This window comes from Propioniciclava sp. MC1683 (assembly GCF_014164675.1).
In the GTDB taxonomy this organism is placed as follows: domain Bacteria; phylum Actinomycetota; class Actinomycetes; order Propionibacteriales; family Propionibacteriaceae; genus Propioniciclava.
In genome coordinates this window covers 1-2,234 of record NZ_JACJFX010000081.1, presented here as the reverse complement: position 1 = coordinate 2,234, position 2,234 = coordinate 1, and the positions used below count along the sequence as shown (strand labels likewise).

The 2,234-nt window shown below is 66.8% G+C and carries 1 protein-coding gene; it reads right to left on the bottom strand.

From position 1 onward, the window contains the following. Positions 1 to 307: 307 nt before the first annotated feature. A complete protein-coding gene (locus tag H5397_RS17270) occupies positions 308 to 1,942 on the bottom strand; it encodes an IS1634 family transposase (RefSeq protein ID WP_182818972.1) in 1,635 nt (544 codons plus the stop codon). Positions 1,943 to 2,234 lie beyond the last annotated feature (292 nt).

The window sequence follows — 2,234 nt, the reverse complement described above, 5'->3', positions numbered from 1 at the left end:
CAGGAACGGGCTCACCGGGCGATCCTACCGGGCCTTTAGTGCCCCGAACCCGACGCCCAAATGCGACTGACTAGCCGCGATACATGGCCGAAACCCCGAAATCCGCTGCAGAGGTCCAACTCAGGTCGGCGGCCGGCTCGGCCCCCGCGCGGCCGCTGAGACGCGATCGTCATGGAGTAGGGCGGTCGAAACCATCCTCCTGACTGGGTTGCGCACCGCAGGACGCCGCGGAGAGAGTCAACGCCATCCACGTGCATGGCTGCGTCCGCCGGACGTCCAGGCACTGACCTGAGTTGGGTCAAGCGGCTTAGTGCCTTGAGCTGGCTTGTTTGAGGTCGTCAAGGACGGCCTGCTCGTCGTCGCCGAGGGCTGGTGGCAGGGTCTGGATAGCGCCGTTGGCCTGGATCGTTGCTGAACGCAGCGGACGGAGTTGGCGCAGGACTCGACGTAGCGACAGGCCGGTCCGGTCCTGGACGGTGCGGCCGATGGCTAGGGCGGTGAACACGATGGTCAGGTGCGCCTCGATGGAGTCGCGTCGTCTGGCGAACAGTGGGCGGGCCCTCAGGTCACTCTTGGACATCCTGAAGGAGTGCTCCACGTGCCACAGGTCGGCATAGGAGCTGATCACCTCGGCAGCGGGCAGCACCGTGGCCGGGATGTTGGTGACCAGGCCTTTGAGTCCTGCCAACCGCCGGGCTCGGGCCAGCGCGGCTTCGTCCAGGACCAGTCCGTCGGTCTGTGTCTTGACGAACCTGGGCGTCCGGGCTGGTTTGTCCCCCTCGATCGCTGCCCGGGCCCGGTTCTCCTGGGCGGTGAGGGTCTTGTTGTCCCGGGCGAACCGCTTGGCCGAGTAAGACCACACCGCCCGCCACGAGTTGCGGTGCTGCTCGGGGTCCCAGACCGGCTCGCGACGCTTGGCGGTGTCGTTGTCGGTGTTCTTGCCGACCTTGGGGGTCAGGGTGTCGATGACCTGGCCGTCGGTGAACACATCCCCGTGCCAGCGGAAGTGGGAGGCCAGGTCGATCGGGGCCTTGGTGGTCTTGGACCCGACGATGAAGGTGTGCCCGGCCTGATCCAGGGCCTTCAAATTGGCAGCCGACAGCATCCCGGCGTCAGCGACCACGACCAAGTCCTCGATCTCGTGCCGGGCGGCGAAGGCCTCGATGATCGGCACGATCGTGTGCGTCTCGGCCTTGTTGCCCTCCCAGCACCCGATCTCCAACGGGAAACCGTGCCGGTCGACCAGCAGACCGACGATGATCTGCGGGTCGACCCGGCGTTCCTTGGAGTAGCCGACCTTGCGCAGGGCATCTTCCTCAGCGGCTTCGAAGTGCAGCGTGGTCACGTCGTACAGGCACAACGACACATCCCCGCTGGCCCGGGCCTGCTCGAAGCACAGTCTGGCGACCTGGTCGCGGTAGGCCCCGTCCTGGCATCGGCCCAACGTGCGCTTGCGCGTCGACAGGCTGGCCGCGGTCCGACCCAGGTCTGCCAGCACCCGGTCCACGTCCAGCAGGCTGGTCGGCTCCACCACCCGCGCGATGACCAGGTCGCGGAACACCTCATCGTCCAGGACGTCGAAACCCAGGTCGGTGTACACCCCGGCCAACGCCTCATACAGCAACGCCGAGGACGTTCGCAGCACGCGAGGCGCGGCCACCACCGGGCGCCGCACCGGGCCCTTGACCTGCTCCCCGAACAGCGTCTCGGCCGGGGCCGGCACCATCGCGGCCCAAGGAACTGGCAGCGACAGCCCCAGATCCAACTGCCCCTGGGCATCGTCCTGGAGCAGCTTGCTGGCCTGGGCCATCAGCAGCCCAAGCTCGGCTTCATCGTGCGCCGACCCCACGTGCCGCACGATGCGACGTCGACCACCCACCGACTCAGCGATCTGCACCGCGGTCGCCCCCGAGGCCGTCCGCACCCGCCCAATCCACGCCATGCCCCGATCCTAGAGTCCCGCTTAGTGCCTAAACGAAGCACCAAGCCACGGCATCACCGCAAGTCACGGCCCCTACCTATGCAAGAATCGCCGAACGGTGACCCAACTCAGGACTGATGAGCCGGCAACCAGCTGTCCTAGGGATTCATTTCTCGCCGGAAATGGAAGAAGGGCCCGCACCTGGTGGTGTGGGCCCTTCTTGGGTCACCCCCTTTTGGGGGGTGTGTTCGGCGGTGTCCTACTCTCCCACACCCCCTCGGGTGCAGTACCATCGGCGCTGCAAGGCTTAGCT